The organism is Pseudomonas taiwanensis, assembly GCF_013393345.1.
In the GTDB taxonomy this organism is placed as follows: domain Bacteria; phylum Pseudomonadota; class Gammaproteobacteria; order Pseudomonadales; family Pseudomonadaceae; genus Metapseudomonas; species Metapseudomonas resinovorans_C.
In genome coordinates, this window is the sequence record NZ_QJRF01000060.1 from 1 (window position 1) to 23,770 (window position 23,770).

Below are 23,770 nucleotides of genomic sequence, written 5' to 3' on the forward strand. Positions count from 1 at the left end.
TGGCGTTGCCGGCGTAGATCGGACGCTTGAAGGTGTCGGCGCTTTCAACGGCGATGATCTCGGAGATCTGGTCGACGTCCAGCAGGGCAGCCACGCGCGGCAGGTAGTTCTTGCCGTTGGTGGTAGCCGGCGCCAGCACGTGGCTGAAGTCGCGGGCGATGGAGGCCACCAGGGGCGCGACGTTTTCCGGCAGCTGGTGCGCGTAGGCCGCGTGGTCGGCGACCAGCACCTTGGAGACGCCAGCGACCTTGGCGGCAGCTTCTGCAGCGGCACCGACGCCCTGGCCAGCGACCAGAACGTGGATATCACCACCGATCTCCTGAGCGGCGGTAACGGTGTTGAGGGTGGCGGCTGCCAGCGCGCTGTTGTTGTGTTCAGCGATTACCAGGATTGCCATCTCAGATCACCTTCGCTTCGTTCTTCAGTTTCTCGACCAGTTCAGCCACGGACTTGACCTTGATACCCGCCTGACGGGCGGCCGGTGCTTCAACTTTCAGGGTCTTGACGGTGGAGGCAGTGGAAACGCCCAGGGCATCCGGGGTCACCACGTCCAGCGGCTTCTTCTTGGCCTTCATGATGTTCGGCAGCGACGCGTAGCGCGGCTCGTTCAGACGCAGGTCGGTGGTGACGATCGCCGGCAGGGCCAGCGCAACGGTCTGCAGACCGCCGTCGATTTCACGGGTGACGTTGACCTTGTCGCCCGCCAGCTCGACCTTGGAGGCGAAGGTGCCCTGGGCATAGCCCGTGAGGGCGCCGAGCATCTGGCCGGTCTGGTTGTTGTCGCTGTCGATGGCCTGCTTGCCGAGGATGACCAGCTGCGGCTGCTCTTTCTCGACCACAGCCTTCAGCAGCTTGGCCACGGTCAGGGAATTCAATTCGTCATTGGACTCGACCAGGATGGCGCGATCAGCGCCCAGGGCCAGGGCGGTGCGCAGCTGCTCCTGGGCACCGCTGCTACCCACGGTCACCACCACCACGTCCGTGGCGATGCCTTGTTCTTTCAGGCGCACGGCCTCTTCCACGGCAATCTCGCAGAAGGGGTTCAGCGCCATTTTCACGTTGGCGAGGTCGACGCCGGAGTTGTCCGCCTTGACGCGGACCTTGACGTTGAAATCGACCACGCGTTTTACCGCGACCAGTACTTTCATCCAGGGCTCCTGTTGCATGGGACAGAGCGTCCCCATTTCCCTCGAAGGGGATCGGTTAAAGGGCTATCAACTATCCAGCCGATGCAGGTCGGCGTGGTGGTCGAAGGGTTGGTAGCGGGATTGCCGGTCGCGCAGGACCTTGATCATTGCGACACCGGGATCACGCGGCAGGAACAGACGCCCGCCATTGGCCACCAGGTGGTCCAGCAGGCGTTCCTTTTCGTCGATCAGGCATTCCGGATTGCGGTCGAAGGCGGTGGTCAGGTCGAGCCTGAGCCAGTGCACAGCGGGCACCAGGTCACCCGCGAACACGATCGGACCGCCAGGCATGTCGATTTCCGGCAGCAGCTGGCCTGGCGTGTAACCGTCGCTGACATGGAAGCGCCAGCCAGCGCCCAGAAAGTCGCAACGCTTTTCGTCCAGCAGTTTCAGGCGGCCGCTGGCTTCCAGTTGCCGGATGATCTGCGGCACGAACAGCGCGCGATCACGGGGATGCGGATGCCGGGCCCGCAGCCAGTGGCGCCGACCGGTCAGATAGCGCGCTACCGGGAACAGCAGCCTGGGGGCATTGCCCTCGCGGACTGCCTCTTCCACATCATGGGGCAGCACCGCGTGGAGGTGGGTCAGGACCACGGCATGGATCTGCCCTTCCCCCAGACCATGACGGGCAAGGCTGTCCAGCAGACCCTGGGCCTGCGGCTGGCAACGGCAGGTGCGCGGGGGCGGCGCCAGGAGCGCATCGGTCCCGGCCATGACCAGGATGTTCAGGCCGTCCTGCTGCACCAGCAGCGCGCGACTCGCCATCTCAACCTGGTTGTCGTAGTCGGGGCTCATCCACTCGATCCAGGCACGCCGCGGCGTACTGCCGAACACGGCGCCACCATCGAGCTTGCGGCTCCTGCCGGTTAACGTGGAAAGACTGCGGTTCACAACACTCACCTCTCTGAACAGGCCCATGGCTCGACGGAGCCATGGGCACTGACAGCCTATTCAGGATGCGAGTGTCTTTCCCCACCCCCAATGGGGTGGGAAATGGATAACCGATGGGAGGCACGTGCGAATTGGGCTGGGCTTTGTGTAGGAGCGAGCTTGCTCGCGAAAGCCCTGGCTCGGGAGCTTCGCGAGCAAGCTCGCTCCTACAAGTGCAAGTCCCGTGCGTTACGGTCGGGCCGCGCGTTGGGCTTCGCGTAGCTCAGCCACAACCTACAAAAGCCGGGCGGCTAGCTCGGAATGGCTAGCGGCAGGGAAAGGTGGACGACTTGCTCGGGCTCGGCGCTGTAACGGCCTGCCAGGAAGGTCGTCAACTGCTCCGCGAGGCGCCGGTCGATGTCATGGGGCTTTCTTCGAACCGGCGAGGCTACAGGAGGGCCGGACAGTTGCAGCGTGAGTTCGACGATCCCGGCGGGGGCCACCGTACCTTGCAGGCTGACCAGGATGGCCCCGCCGGGGCTCGGTCTGGCAGCGCGGCTCAGCAGTACGTCGATCAGGTGCAGGAAGTGCTCCTCGTCCACCCAGACGGCGGGAATCGAGTCCTGGTAATTGAGGTCGATCTGGATGCCCGGATACTCGCCGGTCGCTTTCCAGGCCTCCACCCCCTGCCGGACCAGATCGACCGCTGAGCATGGGGATGGAGAAAGGGTCAGGCCACCCCCTGCGATATCGGCGAAAAGACTGAGCCTCGCTGCGAGCCTGTGAATGGGCGAAACGTTGCCGGCTTGCGGCAGCAGGTCGAGGCCGGACTGGAGATCGCCAGCCAGGCTACGCAGCAACTCGACATCGTGCCTGTGCCGCGCTTCGGCCTGTTCCTTGGCATTGCGTAGCGCTTGCACCAAACGGTTGTGCTCGCTGAGGTCGACCATCCCGCCGAGCATGCCGAGCACGCGTCCTTGCGCATTGCGAAAGGGAAAAAGCCAAGCGTGTACCAACCGCCTCTGCCCGAAGATTTCAACCATGCCATCGCCGCTGAAGGATGTCTCGTCCTCGATCAATCCCAGGTAGCGCCGCAGGACACGAGCACCAAGCTCGGGCGTGAACCACCCTCCCTCGCCGATTCGAGTGCCTTCGACGCGCTCAGACGTCGTTTGGTAGTAATTGAGAAAGCGTTGATTGCAGAGCAGCAGCCGACCTTCACGGTCGCGTACGTACATCGCGTAGGGGGAGTCCTCGACCAAGGGCCGCAGGCGGTCCAGTTCATTGGCCCATTCGCTGGGTGCAGGCGTCAGCTCGATGCTATGGGAATCGGGACGGCAAAGGCCGTTGCGCTGGGCAATCTCGACCAGCTCCACCAGTGAGCCCGCATGCAGCTTCTCGAGAAGCCGCGTCTTGTAGGTGCTGACCGTCTTGAAACTGAGAACCAGCTCATCGGCAATCTGCTGGTTGGTATACCCCTGGGCCAGATGGTGCAGGACCGTCAGCTCCCGCGCGGAGAGCTGGCCAAGCTCGTCCGGCTGCGGTTCCCCGCCTGCCTCCAGGACCCGGGGAAAGTAGCTGCGTCCATGCAATGCGGCGCTGATGGCCAGGTTCAGCTCGGCGGGCTGGTCCTGCTTGCTGACGAACCCCGATGCCCCCAGGGCCTGGCAGCGCGGCGCAAACTGGCGGACGTTGTGGGCGCTGAATACCACGACCTTCAACTGCTCGTCATGGCCGCGAAGCCGTCGCACCAGTTCCAGCCCGCCATGTCGCGGAATCGACAACTCGAGGATGACCAGATCAGGGCGCAGTTCCCTTGCCATGGCAAGCGCCTGCGAGCCGCAGTCGGCCATGGCCAGCACTTCGTGGCCCAGTTGTTCGACCTGCGCCTTCAAGGCCCTGCACAAGAGTGGCTGGTCATCGACGATCAGAATCCGGCTCACCTTACGTTCCTTCGCTCATGCCTCGTCCAAGCCTAGATCACCGCAACTAATTGGGATTACTCCTACAAGACGTGGCATGCACTCCTACGGATTAGTTAGGTAGCTAAGAAAATACTGCTCTCCAGGCAAACCCCTTGCGTCCTGGAGATCATCATGAAAAAGCCACCCCGCCCCAGTGCCCCGCTTGTTCTCGACGATCTGCGCCACAACACGCTGGCGCATGTCATCAGCGTGGGACTCGCCACCCTGTTCAGCATCCGTATCGCGGAGGCCGAAGCCATGGATACGCTGCTCACCACCGAGCCGGAGGAGTTGAACCGGCCGTCTGCGGCGAGCCTGGACCTCGACAGCCAGCCCGAAGCCGGGCAATTGCCGCCGTCCTACCTGGAAGTGGCGATGCAGGCTGCCCAAGAAGCGCCCCAGGTGTTCATGGCCCGCGCCCTGCTGGGTGCGCCGGCGCCCATCACCCTGACCACGGCAGGCGCGGTGGGAATCGCGAGCTCAGGCAGCCATGCCGATCAGGTGATCAAGCTGGGCGCTACTGGCACCACAGGCATCGAGGCAGGTGCCGGCGACGATATCCAGTTCGCCAGCGGTCGTGTGGAGAGCAGCGCGCTGAATGCGACCCAGGCCAGGAACCAGATCGGTGTTCACGTCACTGACGGCGGCCATGTCGCGATCACCGGCAGTGATGTGGTGCTGGAGCCGAAGACCGGGGCGGGCGCCGTCATCACGGCCAGCGACATGACTGGCATGATCGTCGATGGCGGCGCTTCCATCTCGCTGACCGATAGCAACGTGCTGGTCGGCGGTGGCGCCAAGGGCAACAACAATCGTGGCGTCGTCATCACGGGTTCTGGCTCCGCGGCAGATATTTCCGGCGGCGCGGTCAGCACCTCCTCGTGGGGCGCGGTTGGCCTGAAGGTAGAGGGTGGAGCGGCAGCACACCTGAGCGATGGCGTGAGTGTCACGACCAGCGGCGCGCGCAGCACCACGACGGGTGGCAGCCATGCTGTGCAGGTGACCGGCGCCGGTAGCCAGCTCCTCGTCAACGAGGCCAGCGTCAGCACCAGCGGCGGATCGGCTTATGGCATGCGCATCGAAGATGGCGCCAGCGTCGAGATGAGCGGCACCGACGTGAATACCTCGGGCGGCAATGGCCACGGCATCCTGGTGGACGGCAGCAGCGCCACCGTCACCGGTGGGCATGTCGGCACCTCCGGCAAAGGCTCGGTTGGCGTCTGGGCGCGCAACGGCGCCACGGTCATCCTCGGCGGCGCCGAGGTGGTCACCAGTGGCGCTGGCGTGTCCACATCTGCGCCCGTGGATGGCGAAAAGGCCTTGAGCCTGAGTCATGGCCTGCTGGCCAGCGGCGCGAACACCCGGATCGAGGGCAGCGATATCGCCCTCTCGATAGGTGGCAGCAGTGCCAGCGCGGCGCGCGCCGAGGACGGCGGCCGGATAATCCTGAGCAACAGTGCGGTAGAGGTCGTCAGTGCGGCTACCAGTACCGCCACGACCGCGGCGCTGCATGCGCTGGCCGGCGGCCAGATAACCGGTTCGGACCTCGACCTGATTACGCTGGGCGCCAACGTCGGGGGAGCACGTGCGGAAGGTGCCGGCAGCAGCGTGGCACTGGACGCCAGCACGTTGACCGTCGCCGGCGGCGGCAGCATCGCCAACCCGGCGGCGGCAGCTCGCGCGATGGACGGGGGCAGTATTGTCGTGGAGAACTCGAAACTCCTGGCCCAAGGCACCTTTGGCCATGGCGTATCCGGCGAAGGTGCCGGCTCTCATGTGCGCGTCGCCAACAGCGACCTGACCACCGAAGGCGCACGTTCGATGGGCGTCTATCTGAAGGGGGGAGCGACCGGCGAAGTCGACGACAGCCGCATCCTGGTCACCGCCGCCCCTGGCGCTGTCGGCCCCTGGTCACCCGGCGTGCTGGTGGAAGGCGCGGGCTCCAGCCTGGCCCTGTCCCGCAGCGACGTGCACACCACCCAAGGCAGCAGCATCGGCGTGCGTGCTCAGGATGGCGCGGCCATCAGCATCGACAGAGGCTCGGTGACCACCGACGGCAACTACTCGACCGCGATCGCCGGCAGCCAGTCGACCATCAGCGTCAACAACGTCTCCGTCACCACCCACGGCAATGACAATGCCATGGGGATACTGGCCGATGTCGGCGCCACCGTGACCGTCAGCGACAGCGCGATCACTACCACGGGCAACGGTTCACCGGTCGCCTCCAACCTGACCTTTCCCCACGGGCTGGCGTCGCGCAATCCGGGCGCCCTTCTCAGCGCCACCCGTACCAGCGTGGTGACCCAGGGCTCCCAGGCCTACGGCGCCGCGGTCGACGATGGCGGCAGCATGCTCCTCGACGATGTTTCTGTACGCACTGAGGGCGCCTACTCGGTCGGTTTGTATGCCGGCATCGGCTCGATCAAACCGGGCCCGGTGAGCCTGGACGCCAGCAACGTGACGGTGAACACCCTGGGCGATCACGCCGCCGGCGCTCTGGTCAGCCGTCGCTACCAGGACGAAACCGCCACCCTCAACCTGAGCAATGCCAGCGTGCATACCGAGGGTCTGCAGTCCCACGGCCTGCAGGCCGAATCCGGCGCGGCCCTGTCCGCCGCCAACAGCGTGGTCACCAGCAATGGCATCGGCGCATTGGGCGCCATCGCCAACAACGGCAGTACTGTCGAGCTGGACCAGGTCGGCATCACCACCACCGGCATCGCCGGTCACGGCGCGGTGGCCAAGCACGGTGGCAGCATCAGCGGCAGCGACCTGGTTATCTCGGCCAGCGGCGATCACGCCTCCGCGCTGTACGCGCAAGGCACCGAGGCGCAGAAGGGTGAAGTCGACCTGAGCAATGCCGTGCTGAGCAACCGCGACGGCGCCGGTATCGCCGTCGCTGGCGTTGCCGACATCGCCCTCGAGAATGCCATCGTCGGGGGTAGCGGCCAGTGGCTGAACGTCGACAGCTCGGTGGCCAGCGACGGTACCTCCGTACCGGACATGGGCACGGGGCAATGGCAAGGGATAGGCCAATCGTTCGACGCTGCCGGCCATGCCACCCTCGATCTCTCGGGCTCGATAGTGACCGGCTCGGCCGCCACCGCTGCCGGCAGCCACTCCAGCGTGACCCTGCGCGAAGCCAGCATCTGGCACCTGACGGGGGACTCGAATCTGAGCACCTTGAACGCCGACACCAGCCTGATCGACTTCAGCGCGCCCGTCGGCGGCCAGTACAAGAGGCTGACCGTCAACGATTACCAGGGCGACAACGCCACCCTTGCATTGAATACCTACCTGTACGACGACGACTCACCTTCCGATCAACTGGTGATCGACGGCGGCAAGGCCAGTGGCAGCAGCAATCTGTGGATCAGGAACGCGGGCGGCCCCGGGGCACTGACCCAGGGCAATGGCATCAAGGTCGTGGACGCGATCAACCAGGGCACCACGGACGCAGACGCCTTCCGCCTGCTCCATCACGTCAAGGCCGGCCCCTACGAGTACACCCTGTATCGCTCCAGCCTGGACGACAGCAACGCGGACGCCTGGTACCTGCGCTCGACCAAGGATGCAGACCCTATTGATCCTGTTGACCCCGTCGATCCCGTTGATCCGGTCGATCCTGTGGACCCGGTTGATCCCGTTGACCCGGTCGACCCTGTGGACCCGGTCGATCCCGTTGACCCGGTCGACCCTGTGGACCCGGTCGATCCCGTTAATCCGATCGACCCTGTGGACCCGGTCGATCCCGTTGATCCGATCGACCCTGTGGACCCAGTCGATCCCGTTGACCCGGTCGACCCTGTGAGCCCGGTCGCCCCCGTGGAGCCGGAAGAACCCACTGTCCCGGAACGCCCGCTTCCTCCCCAGGTCCCCAACTATCGCGCCGAAACTTCGCTCTACAGCGCCATCCCGAACCTGGCCCTGCACTTCGGCCATGCCATGGTGGACACACTGCATGAGCGCGTTGGCGAGGAAGTCCGCCGCTCCGTGGACCCGTTGCCTGCTGAAGAAGTCGAGGAGTACGGCCCATCGCTCGGCTGGGGACGGCTGATCTATCGCCAGGGCGAAGATGAGCTGGCCAATGGCGCCGACTACGACTACCACCTGCAAGCCTTCCAGGTCGGCCTCGACCTCCTCCGCTTCGAAGATACGGACGGGAGCACCGACCAGCTCGGCCTCTCCCTCTTCGCCGGCAAGATGTCCGCAGGCGTCACCCACTCGGACGGTGAAGCGGCCGGCAACGACGACCTGCGCGGCTACGGTGTCGGTGGCTACTGGACGCACTTCGGCCCGGAAGGCTGGTATGTCGATGGCGTTCTGCAGTTCAGCCACATCGACGTCGATGCGCAGTCCGAAGACATGGCCGAACTGAAAACCAAGGGGAACGGTGTCACGGCGTCTGTGGAAGCGGGGTATCCGTTCGCGGTCAACGACGACAAGACGTTGAAGATCGAGCCGCAAGCCCAACTGATCGTCAGCAAGTTCAAGCTCGAAGACAGCCACGATGCCGCCGCCGATGTCGAGTTCGACGATGTCGACTCCCTGACGGGCCGCCTCGGTGTACGAATCGACAAGGACTGGTTCCGGGAGAACGACAAGGGCGAAGTGCAACGCACCAATGCCTGGATACGGCCGAGCATCTGGCACGAGTTCAAGGGTCAGCCGAAAACGGAATTCTCTTCGGCACAAGGCAAGGTGCCCTTCGTCTCCGACATGGGCGGGTCGTCACTGGAGATCAACCTGGGTGTCGACCACCAGATCGATGAAGACACGTCCCTGACGTTCTCCGCGGGTTACCAGAAAGGACTGGACGATGAGAGCAAAGGGCTCGAAGGGATGATCGGGGTGAAGGTGAAATTCTGAATGGCATCGACCTCGCGGTGTTTGCACATGTAGGAGCGAGCTTGCTCGCGAATCTTCGGAGTCCGGTCTTTCGCGAGCAGCTCGCTCCTACACAAAGCTACCGAAATATTCCTTGAACAAGATCGCCACACGCGTGATCGGAACCTGTGTGAGGCGGCGATCAGCGGCGTCTCTGCAGGCCCCCCGACCACCTCCTGCCTGGCACGCTGACCGCCGTCTCCACGAACCGACTTGCCGGCAGTGACGCGTACCGCCCTCCCCCCGCGCTGCATCGACGAATGGCCTCGAACGAATTCATTCCACGTCTGCTCGAATCTGATGTGAGACGGTTTATCGCGAAGCCCGGTGCAGGTACGACAGACCACGGTCTGGGCTCCCTGTAACAGCCCGCAGACCGACTCACGAGCCGCAGCATCCCGTGGATTGCTGCGGCTCCTTTTTGCGCGACTCACATGTAGGAGCGAGCTTGCTCGCGAACCTTCGGAGCCGCGTCCTTCGCGAGCAAGCTCGCTCCTACACAACCCAGCCGCGCATCCCCGAAGTCCCAGACCACTGAGCAATCAGTTGGCACTTATTTCTTTCTCCCCCATTCGAACCTGTAAGGCGCCGGGGATCGCCCGTGCCCTAACGTCAGGACTAGCCATGATCAGCCACGAACTCTATTCCGTGGAGGCGAACAGCCGCGCCAGCGCCAGTCTCGCCGACCAGGTCGCTCGCTTCCTTGCGGACGGCGGACGAATCGAAGAAGCACCACCGTTGGAACCCAAACCCAGGCCAGCACGTCGCGAAGTCGAGCCGGCGCCACATGCCTCGAAGCTCCCCACCACGGAGCCGAAACCCGTAAAGCAGAACCCGGACACGCTCGCAGCCAGGCAACGGGCCAGGCGTGCCGAACTCGCACCCGAGGTGCGCGAACTGGCCAAGACGACCAATGCGAGACAGATCGCGATACGCCTCGGCATCGGGATGACCATCCTGCGCACCATCGGGCGCGAGTACGACATCATCTTCATCCCGGCCCGGTCATCGGCCCTGGTCGCCGCCGAGCTCGCCTCAGCGGAAAGGTTGAACGACTCCGAAACCTGATACCTCGAACGGTTGAGGCCAAATTCCGGCCTCACGTGAGGTGATGTATGAACCAGACACAGAACCAGGCGCCAAACCCGAACAACCCAAACAACCCGAACCCTGACGATCCGATGGATCCTCGGAGGCAACAACCTGGTGAGCGGCCCAACTGGGAGCGCCCCGGCGACCCGGGCACCGAACGGCCCGCCCCACCGACGGAAGGCGATCCGCGCCGGATGCCTGAATAAACCGCTGCCACCCCCCACCTGAAACCCGGCTATACGCCGGGTTTTCTGGTTCATCGGTAATCAAGCAGGTTGCGCCTACAGCGACAGCACGCCGCTATACAAGCTATAGGCGGCGAAGCCCGCTGCGACGACGACGCAAACAAAAATTCCCTTTTCGATATGAGTAAAAAGCGGCTGACCTTGTTCACGTTTTGCCTTGGCAAAAAGCACCACGCCCGGCGCATAGAGCAAGGCGGATAGCAGCAGGTACTTTACCCCGCCGGCATACAACAGCCAGATTGCATAGCCGAGTGCGACACCGCTGATAAGCAGATCCCTGGTGCGTTCCGTCCCGGCCTGCTCGTAGGTTTCGCCACGCTGGGTCAGCAGCAGCGCATAGGCCGCCGACCATAGGTACGGCACCATGATCATCGACGAGGCAAGGTAGATCAGGCTGGTGTAAGTGCCTGCAGAAAACAGCGTGATCAACAGGAAAAGCTGAATCATTGCATTGGTCAGCCATAGTGCATTGACCGGCACATGGTTGGCGTTTTCCTTTCTGAGAAACGCCGGCATGGTTTTGTCCTTGGCGGTGGCGAACAGGATTTCCGCGCACAGGAGCGCCCAGGACAACAAGGCACCGAGCAATGAAATGGCCAGGCCGAGGCTGATGAACAACGCCCCCCACGGACCGACAATACGTTCGAGCACCCCCGCCAGCGATGGGTTCTGCAGGGCGGCCAATTCCGGTTGGCTCATGATCCCAAGCGACAGCAGGTTCACCAGCACCAGCAGCGCCAGCACGCCGAGGAAGCCGATAACCGTGGCGCGGCCGACGTCGGCCCGCTTCTCGGCCCTGGCTGAATAGACACTGGCGCCTTCGATACCGATGAACACGAACACCGTCACCAGCATCATGTTGCGCACCTGATCCATCACGCCGCTGAAGTCCGGGTTGCTACGCCCCCAGATATCGCGGGTGAAAATGTCCGCATCGAAGGCCACGGCGGCAATCGCAATGAAGGTGACCAAGGGCACCACCTTGGCCACGGTGGTCAGCTGATTGATGAACGCCGCTTCCTTGATCCCGCGCAGCACCAGAAAGTGCACGCACCACAGCAGCAGGGACGCACAAGCGATGGCGGTGGGCGTGTTGCCTTGGCCGAACACCGGGAAAAAAAAGCCGAGGGTACTGAACAGCAGAACGAAATAGCCGACATTGCCCAGCCAGGCACTGATCCAGTAGCCCCATGCCGAAGAAAAGCCCATGTAGTCGCCAAACCCGGCCTTGGCGTAGGCATACACCCCGGAGTTGAGCTCCGGTTTGCGGTTCGCCAGCGTCTGGAATACGAACGCCAGGGTCAGCATGCCCACCGCGGTGATCGCCCATCCAATAAGCACGGCCCCGGCATCAGCGCGCGCGGCCATGTTCTGCGGCAAGGAAAAGATCCCGCCACCGATCATCGACCCCACTACCAAGGCAATCAATGCGCTCAAACGAAGCTTCTGCGTCGGTTCTGACATTCTCGCGTCTCCTTGGCCGGCGCATGTCTTTCTACGAGGCCGTAACACCCTGTTTTAACCAAGCACAGAAAGTAAAAACCTGCTGATGAAATTCTCGGAGATCGCGGCAAGGGTTTGCCCAGGGGGCGCGCACTTTGAACCGTAGGCAGCTCTCTGGATGCCGCGTCAGTCAGGTGACTTGCGGATTCTGACCGTGCGCTGTTGGCCGGTTGGCGACGGCCTGACTTCGGCCGTCGCTATGTTGCTCTGATGTCCCCCTTTTGGAGTATGTGCCCCTTTTTTGTCCCCACTACTATCCGCCAGTTGGCCGATCAGCTTTTCACCTGTGCGGGAATCTTGATGCCCGTTGTTACAGGCTTGGCGAGCCACGATGAGTCTGCTTGCGCCGGAGGCTGGACGCTTGGGAACCCGTCGGGATGGGCTGCATGGTTTTGCACTGTAAGCCGACATAACAACAAGAATTGAGGGTATGGATCATGCAAAAGAAGTCGCTTCTGCTCCTGTTGTGCCTTATCTGCCCGCTGGTCTGGGGGGATGGGCGAAGCGCCGGGCAGTTGAGTGAAATCCGCAGTCGTAGCCAATTGATGTGTGCCAGTGCGATGGTCTATTTCAATCCGGCCGAACGAACGCCCGACCCGCGCGGCCTGAACGCTACCTTCGAGCACCTCAACATAATGGAAACCTACACGGTACAGCTGGGACAGCCCGAGGCGTTGGTGCAGCCGCTGCGTGCCATGAAGGAAGTTTTCGACACCCTCGATCAACTGCCTCGAGCCAAGCGCGCGCATTACCCCGAGCTGATCCAGCAATTGCTCGCCCATCAGCGACAGCTGCAGCAGGCGGCCTCTACTGCTTATGCGAGTGCCGGGCCCGATCCTGCCTCCGCCGACCTGTGGGCGCAAAGCCAGGCCCTGGCTACGCTGCTGCTGGATTATCAGATTCGCCACTATCCGCTGTCGCACAAGAGCGGCCTGACGCTGACGCCAGACCAGGCAAAAGCGCTCGATCAGACAATCGAGCAGCGTTTCGAGACATTACTGACACGCCATCTCGAGCATGCCGAGGTGCTGTCGAAGGCCAAGGCCAGCTATCTGTTCGTACGTCCGCAACTGCAGGAGATGGCGAGCGGTGGTAACGCTGGCAGCGGCGGTCCCGAGTTTTATCTCAATCGTGCCTCCATCGATCTGGACGAGCTGGCCGCTGCGATGCTGACACCATCGCCCTGAACAATGACTGCTCCTGGCCCAGGCCGTGTAAAAACGCGGTTGGTGATGGGTAGCTGGATGCTGGATTGTTTTATCAGCGCCCAGAGACCCCGTAGGCGCCTGGCGTGCCAATCTGAGTCATTCAGCTGGGTTGGGGGGATGCGGTTTCCGCGACGTAGTACGACGAGCTCAGCGGGTCGCCAATGGGGTTTCAGGCTTTTATCGCTGCCATCAGCGCACTATTGCCCATCAGGTTCAGCATCCGTTTGAAGTTGTAGACGAGCACATGCAGCCTCATTTCCGTGCTAACCCGGTCGAGCGTCTTGGTGAGGAAATGGGTGGCGCCCATCCAGGTCTTCAACGTGCCGAACGGATGCTCCATTGGTTGGCGACCGATGCGCATAATCTCCGGTGCCTGATCTAAGCGGGACTGCATCGCGTCGAGCACCGACTCATGTTCCCAGCGAATGGAAGTGGCCGAAGCGACAACTTCGACACTTTTCCGACACCCGCTTTTTCGCAGGCAAAGAAAAAGCCCCTGATCTCTTTCGAAATCAGGGGCTTATCTATACGGAAAGTGGCGGTGAGGGTGGGATTCGAACCCACGATACGGTTTCCCGTATACACACTTTCCAGGCGTGCTCCTTCAACCGCTCGGACACCTCACCGGAATCTCTTCGAGGCGTTGGCCCCGTCGAGGTGCGCTAATTTAGTGGAGAGCTTTCTGGAATGCAAACACTTTTTTCATAAATTTCATGCGTTTATGAAGAAAGTTTTCGCATGCCAATTTCCAATTCCGCTGTCAAGTGGCCAAGAAGGGGCTTTGGACACGTTCGGGCCGGGTCGACGCCAGGGGTGACTCGCTGGTCAGTCTCAGTCCTTTACCTCCACGGTGGCGCTGAGTAACGTCGGTCCACTTCTTAACAAGGAACCTGCCATGAGTGAGCTGATCTCCTACCAACTCGAAGACGGCATCGCCACCCTGACCCTCAGTAACGGCAAGGTGAATGCCATCTCCCCGGATGTGATCGCTGCCTTCAACACTGCGCTGGATCGCGCTGAACAGGATCGCGCCATCGTGATCATCACCGGCCAGCCGGGAATTCTTTCCGGCGGCTACGACCTCAAGGTGATGACGTCCGGTCCGCAGAACGCCGTTGCCCTGGTCGCTGCCGGGTCCACCCTGGCTCGCCGCATGCTGGCGCATCCCTACCCCGTCATCGTCGCCTGCCCGGGGCATGCCGTAGCCAAGGGTGCGTTCATCCTGCTGTCCGCGGATTACCGCATCGGCGTCGAAGGCCCATTCAACATCGGCCTGAACGAAGTGCAGATCGGCATGACCATGCATCACGTCGGCATCGAACTGGCCCGTGATCGCCTGCGCAGGTCCGCCTTCCACCGCTCGGTGATCAACGGCGAGATGTTCGATCCGCAGGGCGCAGTGGATGCCGGCTTCCTCGACAAGGTCGTGCCCGTCGAGCAACTGCAAGAGACCGCGCGTGCCGCCGCCCTGCAGCTGAAGAAGATCAACATGACCGCTCACCGCAATACCAAGCTCAAGGTCCGCAAGGCGCTTCTGGAAACCCTGGACGCCGCCATCGAGCTGGACAAGCAGCACCTGGCCTGACGCCCGATCACGAAAAAGCCCCGCATTCGCGGGGCTTTTTTTCATTGGGCCGTCACATCGCGCCACCGTTGTCGTCTCCCGGTTCGCCACCGGCATGTTGGCCGTGATCGTCGCCGACGTCATGGTCGGCGCCATCGTCTGCGCCGTGGCCCACACCGTGGGCTTCGCCAACATCATGGTCCGCTCCGTCGTCCGCGCCATGGCCAACGCCATGGGGACCGCCATCGTCGTGGCCAGCGCCGTCGTCAGCGCCACGGTCGCTGTGGGAACTGCCCTGGCCACTATTGCCGGAATGGCCGCCGCCGTCACCGCTGTGGCCGCTGCCGCCGTGACCACTGCCACTGCCGCCATGGCCTCCGCCACCGCTACCACTTCCACCGCCATGGCCGCCACCGCCGCTACCACTGCCGCCATGGCCGCCACCACCACCGCTACCTCCACCACCGCCTCCGCCGCTGCCGCCCCCGCCACCGCCACCGCCTCCCCCACCACCGCCGCCTCCCCCATCCTTGGCATAGGCAACCGATGAGCTGGACAGATCGACCGGCACAAAGGCAAACGACAGGCTCAAAACCGAGCAGATCACCACCGCCAATACGCACTTCTTCAGCACCATGACCCGCCTCCGCTTTCTGTCCTCGACTATGTTCTGAACACTAGTCGTGAACCCCAGCGGACGTAACAGGATATTTCAGGCGAGCTGACCGGCGGCGAATTGGCCGGAAAACTGCGCCAGACCGCCGATAACTTCCTCGACGACCTTCGCCGGCGAACGTAACCAGGCGCTATGGGGATTTTCCGAGGCTGGTCTTGGCGAGTTCAGCATATGGACCTCGGGCTGCTCCTGGATCAATGCCGCCAACCCACGGGTCGAGGCTTCCGGCGCAAAGGGGTCGCCATGAATGCCAATGAACAGAGACGGTGTTGGGTTGCTGTGTGGATGGACCAGATCCAGGCCGAGGTGATCGAAGCTGCCCGTCCACGCTACCCGGCCCCAATCGCGCATCAGGCTGCGCGCTTCGTGGCCGCCAAAGCCGATGGTCTTTCCAGGCAGGTAGCCGAACAGGGCTGTCAGCAGGTTGAAGCACAGCGCCACCGACGGGGTGAGCAGGCGCCGTCGGCCTTCCCAGTTACGGAAGTGGATATTCCCGCAGGCCACGCCCACCACAGCCACATCAGAATGCGGATTCGCTGCGGCGAACAATGTGGCGATGTGTCCACCCAGGCTGTGGCCCAGAAGCACCAGTCGACCCTCTGGAAAATGCGCCCTGGCGGTGGCCAGCAGGCTCGGCACAAATTCATCGATCAGGTCGCGGTAGCCATAGTCGAGCCGCCGGTTCGGACGCGGGCCGCTTCCCCCTTGACCCGGCCAATCGACCACCAGTACCTGGTTACCGGCAGCGACCAGGCCCAGGGCAAAGTTTTCGTACTTGCGCGCGGCGACGCCCATGGCCGGCAGCAGGATCAACACGGGGCCGAGGACGGAGGATCGATAGACGCGATAGGGGCACTCGAATCGCCCTGCGGAAAAGCGGAAAGCCTCGGTCACTTTGTTCTCCTTGTTCTGGTCGAGAGGCGTGAACAATCTAGAGCAAACGCTCTAGTCACGCCATTGCAGAACCTCGGCCTTCGGCAAGACTCAGAAGATCAGGCGCGATAATCTCCGCCACACATAAACGGATGAAGGAACAGCTGAACCATGGGTCGAGTCGTTGCCGCCGCTGTATATGCCAAGGGCCGGAAAGTCACCGACATAACCCTCGATGAAGGCCTGCAATGGGCCAGTAAGCCGGGGCATTTCGTCTGGATTGGCCTGCATGACCCCGGTGCCGAGGAACTGAGCAACCTGCAACGGCAGTTCGACCTGCATGAACTGGCGCTGGAAGATGCCCTCACGCGCCACACCCGGCCCAAATTGGAAACCTTCGGCGACGCCCTGTTCCTGGTGGTGTATTCGCCCATCGAGGTGGAAGGCGAGTTGCAGTTCATCGAAACGCAGCTGTTCGCCGGCAACGGCTACATCATCAGCGCCCGCTACGGCGAGTCCGCCCCCTACTCCCGCGTTCGCCAGCGCTGCGAGGCGCGCCCGCTGCTGCTCGAGCACGGCGAGGACTTCGTGCTCTACGCCCTGCTCAGCTTCGTGATGGAGAACTACCGGCCGCTGATGGACAGCTTCCACTCGGAACTGGAAGAGATCGAGCAGGCCGTGCTGGAACGCCCGCTGGGCCACGCCGACGTCGAACGCATCCATTGCCTGCGTCGCGACTTGCTGCGCCTACGCCGCTACATCGGCCCCATGGGGGAGATCTGCGAAGAGCTGCAGCGCCTGGACTTCCCCTTCATCGACAAGCAGATGCGTCCGTACTTCCGCGACATCGCCATCCACGTCAATCGGCTGCTGGAGGACCTCACCGGCCTGCGCGAGATGGCTGACCATGCCATCGAGATCGGCCTGCTGCTGGAGTCCTCACGGCAGAGCGTGGTGCAACGCAAGTTCGCCGCCTGGGCGGCCATTCTCGCGTTCCCCACGGCGATTGCCGGCATCTACGGGATGAACTTCGAGTACATGCCGGAGCTGACCTGGCATTACGGTTACTTCGGTGTGCTGGGCGTGGTGGCAACCGGCTGTACCGCGCTGTACGCCAGCTTCAAGTACTACGGATGGCTGTGAACGCCGCCCCACGCAATGCCTGACTCCAGCCCATGAAAGAGCCCGCCATTGGCGTAATGCTGTTCACATAAGAACGCCGCTAATCCCTCACCGGGTGAGCGGCGTTCTTGGTTTCTGCAGCGGGGAAACGCTGTAGGAGCCAGCTTGCTGGCGAATGGGCGATATCCCGGAAAGCTTCGCGAGCAAGCTCGCTCCTACAACAACAGCGACACCTCGTTGGCGGGGCTAACTGAACAGCATTACGCCATTGGCGGGCTTTTTCTGTCGCGGTGCGACGTCAGGCTGCGCGGTCGCGAGCGATGAATCGCATCATCCACTCGGCGACAGCGGCGCCCTGATGATCACGATCCAGACCGCTCACGCCCTGGCTGTAGACCTCATCGCCCAGGAAGTCCTTGCGCAGGTCCAGGATGGCACGGGAGTAGTCAGCGACGAACTCGGGGTGCCCCTGGAAGCACAGCACCTGATCGCCCACGGAGTAAGCGGCGTTCGGGCAGAAATCACTGGAAGCCAGCAGTGTGGCGTTCTCGGGCAGTTGGGTGACCTGATCCTGGTGGCTGATCAGCAGGGTCAGATCGTCCAGCGTCGGGGTCATCCATTCCGGCTTCTGCTTCAGCTGGTAGCTGTGGGTGCCGACACCCCAGCCCTGGGTCGCGCGTTCGGTACGTCCGCCCAGCAACAGTGCCAGCAGCTGATGGCCGAAGCAGACACCCAGCAGCTTGTCACCGGCCTCGTAGCGCGCCAGCAGGAATTCCTTGAGCTTCAGGATCCAGGGATCGGTCCCGAAGGAGTCAGCCTTGCTACCGGTGACCAGGTACGCGTCGAACGTCTCGCTTTCAGGCGGGTAATGCCCTTGCACCACGTTGTAGACACTGAATTCCGCGGCAATTGGTTGCTTGGCGAACAGCTGCTCGAACATCAGGCCGTAGCCCTTGTATTGGTCGATCAGTTCGGGGCGGAGAATGTCAGTTTCGAGAATGCAGATGCGAAGTGGCATTAGCTCATGGTTCCTGAAATTGCAGAGAGACTCTATGTGGGGGAAATGTGCGTTTTATTTAACACAGAGACGGTGTGATTGAAATACCGTTTGATCCGTCCGCCCATAGCCACAGCCTAACGGCGCAATAGGCAGCCACAGGTGCCCCGTAATCCCTGCCGATTCATCCAGGCCACGCCGCTCTAGCTCGCGGCGCTCGACGCCTCGTCAAGTAAAATTGACGCCTCCCCTAGGGAACTATTGCTCCCGTCGATACTTACCATGCTTGAAGGTCGTTTTTTCATCGAAAGGATTTTCGCGACGCTACGCAGCACCCAGTCCCCGGTCGCGGAGTCCAGTCATGAGCAACCTCACCGTTAAATACGCACGCAACGGCGCCCTCGCCAGCCTCGGCCTGTATTTCATCGTGGTGATGGTGGTTCTCGCTGTCAGCTTCGGTTACGAGCGCGGCCGCATCGGGGTGAGCCCCACGGACGCCTCGATGAGCTTCTACCAGCAACTCAGCCAGAGCATTCCCGTGCTGCTGGCGAGCCAGAAGAAGCCCAGTGGCAAGACCCAAGGCTGACACACGGAACAGGCCGACGACGATGAAGCAGCACAAGAACCGACTCTATTTCCTTGCCGCCCTGGCGTTCATGACCAATGGCTTTTCGCTGATCGGCTGCGCTCACGGCTCGGTGGGTGCAGTCGCCAAGAACATCGAGGCCAACCACAACATCGCCCGCGCCATTGCCAACGAACGCGCCCTGGGGGTGCAGTCCGGCAACCCGCCGACCGAGCGCGAATGGCAGTTGCCGGCCGCCTTCGACGTGAACTCGCTAAAGTGCTACAGCAGCCTTCTGGCGTGAATGTCGGCTGAACCCGGCCAGTTCAGTTAGACTGCCGCCCCCGTTTTTTCACTCAAGGGTGCGCCACAGTGTTCATCAAGGCATTACGAGTCGGCCTGGGCCAACTGATCATCTTCCTCGACCTCATCACCCGTCCGCGCAAGCAGCGCCGCAGTCCGGAAGCTCAGACCCGGGTCGCGGAAGAGGCCTCCAGCCTCGCGCTGTACCAGTTCAACGCGTGCCCTTTCTGCGTAAAGACCCGTCGCGCCATGCACCGGCTGAACGTGCCGATTGCCCTGCGTGACGCGAAGAACGACGAAACCCATCGCGCGGCCCTGCTGGCCGGCGGCGGCAAGATCAAGGTGCCGTGCCTGCGCATCGAAGAGAACGGCGAAAGCCGCTGGATGTACGAGTCCAACGACATCATCCGCTATCTCGACAGCCGTTTCGCCAACGTGTGATTTCCGCGTTTCCCCGGTCTGGCACGGCCCGCTTCACTGCTATGGGGTCTGGCCTGGCTGGGGACGATTCGGGTCGCCCGACGTCCCCGGATAGGTCGTCCGTTTCCGATCCGGATTTCGGCGGATGATGGGCCGATTGTCCGGCGGGCTCGAAGGTTTCACCGACGGCGACGGCACGCCGGAATTGTTCAGCGCCGGCTGAGCGCCCTTGCGCTCCGCCTCCATGTTCCGGCCGATCTGCTCACGCTCCTGCTCCATCGTCAGATCTTCGTCATCGGCCGATACCCAACCTGGCGACAACACCGCCAGCATCAGCCAGGCAAACATTGCACGGGCCATTGGAACCTCCGCTAAGCCGAGGACCTGTCGACGGTCGACTGCCGGAGCAAGGCTGGCGTTCCGCCTCAGGGGCGAACGGCAGAGGACAACCCATTCATCGACGCGGGCGAAAAAAGAAACCGGCCATCAAGGCCGGTTCCTGATCCACACCGAGAGTCTCAGAACAGCTCCCCGCTGGCCGCCTTGTCCAGCAACAGCGTCGGCGGCTCGAAGCGCTCGCCGTACTGTTCGGCCAGGTAGCGGGCGCGGGCGACGAAGTCGCGCAAGCCGTACTGGTTGATGAACTGCAGCACGCCGCCGGTCCAGGCAGCGAAGCCGATGCCGAAGATGGAGCCGATGTTGGCATCCGCCGTCGACAGCAGTACGCCCTCCTCCACGCAGCGCACGGTCTCGATGGCCTGGATGAACAGGATGCGGTCGCGCACATCCTCCTGCGGAATCTGCTTGTCGGCCTTCTCGAAGCGCGCCTTCAGCTCCGGCCAGAGCTGTTTCCTACCCCCGGCCGGGTAATCGTAGAAACCGCCACCGGCGGCTTTACCAGGACGCTTGTACTCGTTGACCATCAGGTCGATCACGGCGAAGGCCGGATGCTTCGGCAGCCCCTTGCCCTCCGCCTTGAGGTCTTCAGCGGTCTGGTTGCGGATGTGGGTCATCAGGCTCATGGAGACTTCATCGGAAATCGCCAGGGGGCCGACCGGCATACCGGTCTTGCGCGTCTCGTTCTCGATCATCGCGGCGGAAACGCCTTCGCCCAGCATGGCGATCCCTTCATTGGTGAAGGTGCCGAACACGCGGGAGGTAAAGAAGCCGCGGCTATCGTTGACCACGATCGGCGTCTTCCTGATCTGCAGCACATAGTCGAAGCCACGGGCCAGGGTTTCGTCCGAGGTCTTCTCACCACGGATGATCTCCACCAGCGGCATGCGATCCACCGGACTGAAGAAGTGCAGGCCGATGAACTTCTCGGGCTTGGACACCGCCTGGGCCAGGCCGGTGATGGGCAGGGTCGAGGTATTGGAGGCGATCACCGCATCCGGCAGCGCAGCGGCGCTGGCAGCGGCGCTGACCTTGGCCTTCAGCTCGCGATTCTCGAAGACGGCCTCGATGATCAGGTCGCAACCCTCGAGATCGGAATCGCTGGCGGTGGCCTTGATCCGCGCAAGGATGGCATCACGCTTCTCGACAGCCATATGGCCGCGGCTGACGAGCTGATCCAGCAGGCCCTGCGTATAGGCCTTGCCCTTTTCCGCAGCCTCCAGCGATACGTCCTTCAGCACCACCTCGATACCGGCGATAGCGGAAACGTAGGCAATCCCCGCGCCCATCATGCCTGCACCGAGTACGCCGACTTTCTTCGTCACGTAAGGGGCCGGGCCCTTGGGCCGCGAGCTGCCAGCGTTGATCTCGTTCAGCTGGAACCAGAAGGTGCCGATCATGTTCTTCGCCACCTGGCCGGTGGTCAGCTCGGTGAAATAGCGTGCCTCGATCAGTTGGGCGGTATCGAAGTCGACCTGGGCGCCTTCGACGGCGGCGCACATGATTTTCTCCGGCGCCGGGAAGCAGCCCTTGGTCTTGTCACGCAGCACGGACGGGGCGATGGCCAGCATCTGCGCCACATTCGGGCTGGACGGCGTGCCGCCGGGAATCTTGTAGCCGGCGGTATCCCAGGGTTGCGCAGCCTTGGGGTTGGCGACGATCCAGGCGCGGGCCTTGGCCAGCATGTCCTCCGGGGTCTGCGCAACGTCGTGGATCAGGCCGGCCTTGAGCGCCTGCTCTGGACGCACCTTGCGCCCTTCGGCGAGGTACGGCAGCGCCTTCTCGATACCCAGCAGGCGCACCATGCGCACGACGCCGCCGCCGCCCGGCAACAGGCCGAGGGTCACTTCCGGCAGGCCGAGCTGCACGCCGTTGTCATTCAGGGCGATGCGGTGATGGCAGGCCAGGCAGATTTCCCAGCCGCCGCCCAGCGCGGCGCCGTTGATGGCAGCCACCACCGGCTTGCCGAGGGTTTCCAGGCGGCGCAGCTGGCCTTTGAGGCCCAGTACCATCTGGTAGAAGGCATTGGCGTCGGCCTTGGTGACCTTGATCAGTTCGTTGAGGTCGCCGCCGGCGAAGAAGGTCTTCTTGGCCGAGGTGATGATCACCCCGGCAATGCTGTCCTTCTCTGCCTCCAGGCGCTCGACGGCCTTGGCCATGGCCTCGCGGTACACCGCGTTCATGGTGTTGGCGCTCTGGCCGGGCATGTCCATGGTCAGGACGACGATATTGTCCTGGCCTTTTTCGTAACGGATGGCGTCTGTCATTTCTTATGTCCCATTCGTAGCCGTAGGAGCGAGCTTGCTCGCGAACACCCTCACCGGGGCGCCTTTCGCGATCAGAGCCCCCTACAGACGGATCAGATTCGTTCGATGATGGTGGCGATGCCCATGCCGCCGCCGACACAGAGCGTCGCGAGGCCGTAGCGCAGGTTGCGCGCTTCCAGCTCATCCAGCAGGGTGCCGAGGATGGCGCAGCCGGTGGCGCCCAGCGGGTGGCCCATGGCGATTGAGCCGCCGTTGACGTTGACCTTCTCTTCCGGCACGCCCATGTCCTTCATGAACTTCATCACCACCGAGGCGAAGGCTTCGTTGACTTCGAACAGGTCGATGTCGGCCACGCTCAGGCCAGCCTTGGCCAGGGCCTTGCGGGTGGCAGGCGCAGGGCCGGTGAGCATGATGGTCGGGTCGGTGCTGGTGACCGCCGTGGCAACGATGCGCGCGCGGGGTTTCAGGCCCAGTTCCTTGCCCTTGGCGGCGGAGCCGATGAGCATGGCGGCGGCGCCGTCGACGATGCCGGAGCTGTTGCCCGGCGTATGAACGTGGTCGATGCGCTCGACCTGGCTGTACTTGCGCAGGGCGGTGGCGTCGAAGCCCATCTGCCCCATCATTTCGAAGCTCGGCTTGAGGGCGCCCAGGCCTTCCAGGGTGGAGTCGCCCCGGATGAATTCGTCATGGTCGAGCAGGACGATGCCATTCTGGTCGGTGACCGGCACCAGGGATTTCTTGAACGCGCCATCGGCACGCGCACGCGCCGCCTTCTGCTGGGAGCGCAGGGCAAAGGCGTCAACATCCTTGCGGCTGAAGCCTTCGAGGGTGGCGATCAGGTCGGCACCGATTCCCTGTGGTACGAAGCTGGTGTGCAGGTTGGTTTCCGGGTCCATGGCCCAAGCACCGCCGTCGGAGCCCATGGGTACGCGCGACATGGATTCCACGCCGCCGGCCACCACCAGGTCCTCGAAGCCGGAACGGACCTTCATCGCTGCCAGGTTCACCGCCTCCAGGCCGGAGGCGCAGAAACGGTTGATCTGCTGGCCGGACACGGTCTCGTCCCAGTCGGCGACCAGGGCTGCGGTCTTGGCGATGTCGGCGCCCTGGTCGCCCACTGGGGTCACGCAGCCGAGCACGATATCGTCGACCTGGCTGGTATCCAGGTCATTGCGCTCGGCCAGGGCACGGAGCAGCCCGGCGATCAGGTTGACCGGTTTGACGCTGTGCAGAGCGCCGTCCTTCTTGCCCTTGCCGCGGGGCGTACGCACCGCGTCGTAAATGAATGCTTCGGTCATGGCGTCCTCTTGAGGCAGCTAGGCGGCACATCGGGTGCCCGTTGTTCTTGTCTGTCGACCACCGGTGCTCCGGCAGGCTATGGCTACCTTATCGCTATAGGCCATGGGCTCAATGACGGAAAAGCTCAGCCCTATTGACCGCTGCGCTCAGACGAACGGTCGGCTGATGGCCAGTTGCTGGCGAAGGTGAAAGGGATGTGTCTGGCTTCGGGGCTGGTCGATAGCCATCAGCCACCCTCAATAGCCGCGCATTACTAGCAGCACCGTGGTAGTTACCAACCGGTATAAGCGGAATGTGATGCCGGCCCTAGAGTTTGAAATGCAAGCAGC

At 62.9% G+C, this 23,770-nt stretch carries 19 protein-coding genes, 1 tRNA gene and 1 pseudogene; 9 read left to right on the top strand and 12 right to left on the bottom strand.

Annotated features, from left to right (window positions below; genetic code table 11):
• The 4 genes and pseudogenes from DM872_RS13160 to DM872_RS13175 all read right to left on the bottom strand — a co-directional run.
• A pseudogene (locus tag DM872_RS13160) lies at window positions 1-397 on the bottom strand (electron transfer flavoprotein subunit alpha/FixB family protein); the annotation flags it as partial.
• A 1-nt stretch (window position 398) separates the two neighbouring features.
• Window positions 399-1,148 (bottom strand): electron transfer flavoprotein subunit beta/FixA family protein, encoded by a 750-nt coding sequence (locus tag DM872_RS13165; RefSeq protein WP_179059911.1) that lies wholly within the window; start codon window positions 1,146-1,148, stop codon window positions 399-401.
• A 66-nt stretch (window positions 1,149-1,214) separates the two neighbouring features.
• The gene (locus DM872_RS13170; protein ID WP_179059912.1) at window positions 1,215-2,078 is read right to left on the bottom strand and encodes an MBL fold metallo-hydrolase; all 864 of its coding nucleotides are present in this window, start codon (window positions 2,076-2,078) and stop codon (window positions 1,215-1,217) included.
• Window positions 2,079-2,368: 290 nt separating this feature from the next.
• A complete protein-coding gene (locus tag DM872_RS13175; protein WP_373273713.1) occupies window positions 2,369-4,000 on the bottom strand; it encodes a response regulator in 1,632 nt (543 codons plus the stop codon).
• 153 nt (window positions 4,001-4,153) lie between these two features.
• On the opposite strand from DM872_RS13175, the gene DM872_RS13180 reads away from it, so the two are divergent.
• Together DM872_RS13180 and DM872_RS13185 are read left to right on the top strand one after the other, a co-directional pair.
• A complete protein-coding gene (locus DM872_RS13180; protein WP_179059914.1) occupies window positions 4,154-8,893 on the top strand; it encodes an autotransporter outer membrane beta-barrel domain-containing protein in 4,740 nt (1,579 codons plus the stop codon).
• A gap of 642 nt (window positions 8,894-9,535) precedes the next feature.
• On the top strand, window positions 9,536-9,979 hold the full coding sequence (locus DM872_RS13185; RefSeq protein ID WP_179059915.1) for a hypothetical protein: 444 nt from the start codon (window positions 9,536-9,538) through the stop codon (window positions 9,977-9,979).
• 305 nt (window positions 9,980-10,284) lie between these two features.
• On the opposite strand, the gene arcD is transcribed toward DM872_RS13185, so the two are convergent.
• A complete protein-coding gene (gene arcD, locus DM872_RS13190; protein WP_179059916.1) occupies window positions 10,285-11,712 on the bottom strand; it encodes an arginine-ornithine antiporter in 1,428 nt (475 codons plus the stop codon).
• Window positions 11,713-12,188: 476 nt separating this feature from the next.
• On the opposite strand from arcD, the gene DM872_RS13195 reads away from it, so the two are divergent.
• Complete coding sequence (locus DM872_RS13195) at window positions 12,189-12,938, top strand: hypothetical protein (RefSeq protein WP_179059917.1); 750 nt, start codon at window positions 12,189-12,191, stop codon at window positions 12,936-12,938.
• Window positions 12,939-13,128: 190 nt separating this feature from the next.
• Here the strand turns inward: DM872_RS13195 and DM872_RS13200 are convergent, their stop codons facing one another.
• Complete coding sequence (locus DM872_RS13200) at window positions 13,129-13,440, bottom strand: transposase (RefSeq protein WP_256873407.1); 312 nt, start codon at window positions 13,438-13,440, stop codon at window positions 13,129-13,131.
• Between the two features lie 55 nt (window positions 13,441-13,495).
• Window positions 13,496-13,585: transfer RNA gene (locus DM872_RS13205), tRNA-Ser, on the bottom strand.
• Between the two features lie 269 nt (window positions 13,586-13,854).
• Here DM872_RS13205 and DM872_RS13210 point away from each other — a divergent pair.
• Window positions 13,855-14,544: a crotonase/enoyl-CoA hydratase family protein gene (locus DM872_RS13210; RefSeq protein ID WP_179059918.1), complete on the top strand. Its 690-nt coding sequence runs from the start codon at window positions 13,855-13,857 to the stop codon at window positions 14,542-14,544.
• Window positions 14,545-14,638: 94 nt separating this feature from the next.
• A complete protein-coding gene (locus DM872_RS30710) occupies window positions 14,639-15,073 on the top strand; it encodes a hypothetical protein (RefSeq protein WP_179059919.1) in 435 nt (144 codons plus the stop codon).
• Window positions 15,074-15,235: 162 nt separating this feature from the next.
• Here DM872_RS30710 and DM872_RS13220 read toward each other — a convergent pair whose 3' ends face one another.
• Entirely contained in the window at window positions 15,236-16,093 is an 858-nt protein-coding gene (locus DM872_RS13220; RefSeq protein WP_179059920.1) for an alpha/beta fold hydrolase, read from the bottom strand.
• A 150-nt stretch (window positions 16,094-16,243) separates the two neighbouring features.
• Between DM872_RS13220 and DM872_RS13225 the strand changes: the two genes are divergently transcribed.
• Window positions 16,244-17,215: a magnesium and cobalt transport protein CorA gene (locus DM872_RS13225; RefSeq protein ID WP_179059921.1), complete on the top strand. Its 972-nt coding sequence runs from the start codon at window positions 16,244-16,246 to the stop codon at window positions 17,213-17,215.
• 277 nt (window positions 17,216-17,492) lie between these two features.
• On the opposite strand, the gene DM872_RS13230 is transcribed toward DM872_RS13225, so the two are convergent.
• Window positions 17,493-18,212: an amidotransferase gene (locus tag DM872_RS13230; RefSeq protein WP_179059922.1), complete on the bottom strand. Its 720-nt coding sequence runs from the start codon at window positions 18,210-18,212 to the stop codon at window positions 17,493-17,495.
• A gap of 340 nt (window positions 18,213-18,552) precedes the next feature.
• Between DM872_RS13230 and DM872_RS13235 the strand changes: the two genes are divergently transcribed.
• The 3 genes from DM872_RS13235 to DM872_RS13245 all read left to right on the top strand — a co-directional run bounded on the left by DM872_RS13235 (window position 18,553) and on the right by DM872_RS13245 (window position 19,500).
• Window positions 18,553-18,777 (top strand): hypothetical protein, encoded by a 225-nt coding sequence (locus DM872_RS13235; protein ID WP_179059923.1) that lies wholly within the window; start codon window positions 18,553-18,555, stop codon window positions 18,775-18,777.
• Between the two features lie 22 nt (window positions 18,778-18,799).
• Window positions 18,800-19,060 (top strand): hypothetical protein, encoded by a 261-nt coding sequence (locus tag DM872_RS13240; RefSeq protein WP_179059924.1) that lies wholly within the window; start codon window positions 18,800-18,802, stop codon window positions 19,058-19,060.
• 68 nt (window positions 19,061-19,128) lie between these two features.
• Window positions 19,129-19,500: a glutaredoxin family protein gene (locus DM872_RS13245; RefSeq protein ID WP_179059925.1), complete on the top strand. Its 372-nt coding sequence runs from the start codon at window positions 19,129-19,131 to the stop codon at window positions 19,498-19,500.
• A 39-nt stretch (window positions 19,501-19,539) separates the two neighbouring features.
• Here the strand turns inward: DM872_RS13245 and DM872_RS13250 are convergent, their stop codons facing one another.
• The 3 genes from DM872_RS13250 to DM872_RS13260 all read right to left on the bottom strand — a co-directional run bounded on the left by DM872_RS13250 (window position 19,540) and on the right by DM872_RS13260 (window position 23,440).
• Window positions 19,540-19,839, bottom strand: coding sequence for a hypothetical protein (locus DM872_RS13250; RefSeq protein WP_179059926.1), 300 nt, complete (start codon window positions 19,837-19,839; stop codon window positions 19,540-19,542).
• 158 nt (window positions 19,840-19,997) lie between these two features.
• Entirely contained in the window at window positions 19,998-22,142 is a 2,145-nt protein-coding gene (locus tag DM872_RS13255) for a 3-hydroxyacyl-CoA dehydrogenase NAD-binding domain-containing protein (protein ID WP_179059927.1), read from the bottom strand.
• A 92-nt stretch (window positions 22,143-22,234) separates the two neighbouring features.
• On the bottom strand, window positions 22,235-23,440 hold the full coding sequence (locus DM872_RS13260; protein ID WP_179059928.1) for an acetyl-CoA C-acetyltransferase: 1,206 nt from the start codon (window positions 23,438-23,440) through the stop codon (window positions 22,235-22,237).
• Between the last annotated feature and the right edge of the window lie 330 nt (window positions 23,441-23,770).